Genomic DNA, 2,676 nt, shown 5'->3' on the forward strand with positions numbered 1-2,676 from the left:
CCGGTCGCCACTGAGGCCGCGCTGACCGCCCGCGCATCCGGAGCGGGCGTTGAGACGATCACGGACGTGGGGGTCGCCGGGCTACACCGGGTGCTCGCGGTCCGCGACATCCTCGCCACCGCGGATTGTCTGGTCGTCATCGCCGGCATGGAAGGTGCCCTGCCAAGCGTCATCGGTGGGCTCGTTGGTACGCCGGTGGTCGCGGTCCCCACCAGCATCGGTTACGGCGCTTCCTTTGGCGGGCTTGCCGCTCTGCTCGGGATGCTCACATCCTGCGCACCCGGCATCGTTGTCTGCAATATCGACAACGGCTTCGGAGCGGGAATCTTCGCCGCCCGCATCGCCCGCCGAACAGCGCCCATATCCGCACCCGCGGCACCCGCGGATCGTCCGCCGATGGGGTAGGTCATTTGGGCCGTAATGGCGACGATTTCCACCTACTGGACTGCCCGCGGACACCCGGGCGTTAGGTAGTTTTCGTTGCTATAGCGACCGTTTTGACCTACCGCTTCGCTACCGTCGGCCGCGATCGGCTGCAGGGGGCCGGGGCAGGGCGGGTCCGGGGCGCGTTCCGGCGACCCCGACCACCGGACGACAGTGGACGGGTGGACGACAGTGGACGGGTGACTGACGCCGGAACGCACCAAGCCAACAGCGCAGCAGCGATGCCGACCGGACCGACCGGGTCTTCGCCGCCCCGCCCGGCACGGGTCGGGTGGCTCGACCTGTCCAGCGGGGCGAGCGGGGACATGCTGCTTGGCGCAGTGAGCGGGGCGCTCGCAGGCACCGGTCAGCGGGCCGACGTGATCGCCGACGCGGTCGATGCGCTTGGACTTCCAGTCCGCCTGGATGTCACCGTGACCCGCCGGGCCGGCATTGCCGCCACTCGCGTCCACGTCACCACCAATGATGTGATCAGCAGTGGCGGTACGACGCATCCGGACGGGCTGCAGAGGATCGGGGCACCCGGCGGTGAGCATCTCCGCCGTACCTGGGCGGACATCCGCCTGCTACTTGCCGGCGCACCGCTCGCCGCGACGGTCCGCGAGCGTGCCCTGGCCACCTTCGCGACGCTCGCCGAGGCTGAGGCGACCGTTCACGGAATCCGCGCCGACGACGTGCACTTTCACGAGGTCGGGGCACTGGACGCGCTCGCCGACGTGGTCGGTGTCTGCGCGGGGCTGGACGCGCTCGGCCTGGACCAGCTGGTCGCGTCCCCGATGGCGCTCGGCGGCGGCTCGGCCCGTACCGGACACGGTGTCCTGCCGATCCCCGGCCCTGCCGTCCTGGAACTCCTGCGGGCAAGCGGAATGCCGGCTCACGGCGGTCCCGTGGACCTGGAGCTGTGCACACCGACCGGAGCGGCGCTGGTGGCGACCCACGTGGGCGCCTATGGCCAGCTACCGGCGATGCGGGTGGAGTCGGTCGGTGTCGGCGCCGGCCAGCGCGACATCCCGGGCCGGCCCAACGTCGTCCGGCTGGTCGTCGGGACCGCGCCACCCGCCGGGATGTCGGCCCACGGCGCATCAGAACGAGAGCAGTCGGTGTCGGCATACGCCGCCGCTCGCATCCCCCCGGCAACCGATGAACTACTGGTCGAAACCAACGTCGACGACCTCGACCCGCGGGCCTGGCCGGAGATTCTGGCGGCACTGCTGGCGGTGGGGGCGTCCGATGCCTGGCTGACGCCCATTCTGATGAAGAAGGGACGACCTGCGCACACACTCTCCGTGCTGGTGGCGCCAGCGCGCGCGGACCCGGTCCGACAGATGATTTTTTTCCACACCCCCACCCTCGGTCTGCGCGAGACGCCCGTACACAAGCGGGCGCTTGACCGCACTTTCCGCCCGGTGAACGTCAGCGGCGAAACCATCGCCGTGAAGATCGGCATGCTCCCGGACGGTCAGGTGGTCACCGTGCAACCCGAGTGGGACGACGTGCGACGCGCCGCCGTCCGGCTGGACCGGCCGACCCGCTGGGTCCTGGCTGCCGCAGCGTCACTCGCATCGGAAACATCATGGGCGCCGGATACGGACAGAACATACTTTACCCATCCCGGCCAGGGCACAGATGATGACAAGGTCGAGCCCGGCATGCAATCCTGAATCGCCGCGGTGGGCCACCCTGGACGGACAGGTGGCGTCGAGCCCTGAGCCGGTATCCGGCGAGGCCGTGACTGAGCGGGAGCATGAACGGAGACATCGACATCGACGCCCGAACGGACATGCCTGACGCCGGTCGCGCTCCGGCGGAAGATCGCGGTGCGCGCCAGTCGATGCAGTCGCCGGCACCTTCCCATCTTCCGCCGAGCTCGACCGAGCCGAACAACGAGGACCCGTATTCCTCGTTCCAGGCCTGGCCCGCTCAGTTCCCACCACCGGTGCCACCGCCCGGTGGTGAGCGCACATTCGACCCGCTGACGAGCTCCTGGCCGGGCGCTTCGGGTGAACCGCCGGCCGTGCCACCGATCGCCCGGCCGTGGACCGAAAGGTCGACCTACGACCCGCTGTTCGACCGCGACCCGTTTCCCGGCGGTTACCGGGGTCCTGGCGGCTACCCGAGCCACGTCGCGCCGATTCCGCCCCCGCCGTCCGAACCTCGGCTGTCCGCCACTCCACTGCGGCACGAGGAACGCCCGAGCACCGACCAGAACGGCAACGGACGCACCACCGCACC

The 2,676-nt window shown here is 70.0% G+C and carries 2 protein-coding genes and 1 pseudogene; all 3 read left to right on the forward strand.

From position 1 onward, the window contains the following. Positions 1-405, forward strand: a 405-nt coding sequence (locus U9980_RS27715; protein WP_322770629.1) for an AIR carboxylase family protein, incomplete at its 5' end; no start/stop codon positions are given. Between the two features lie 260 nt (positions 406-665). Further along, entirely contained in the window at positions 666-2,105 is a 1,440-nt protein-coding gene (gene larC, locus U9980_RS27720) for a nickel pincer cofactor biosynthesis protein LarC (RefSeq protein ID WP_322770630.1), read from the forward strand. A gap of 83 nt (positions 2,106-2,188) precedes the next feature. Next, positions 2,189-2,676, forward strand: a pseudogene (locus tag U9980_RS27725) (hypothetical protein); the annotation flags it as partial.

The sequence above is a fragment of the Protofrankia sp. Cr1 genome, assembly GCF_963555865.1.
Taxonomy (GTDB): Bacteria; Actinomycetota; Actinomycetes; order Frankiales; family Frankiaceae; genus Protofrankia.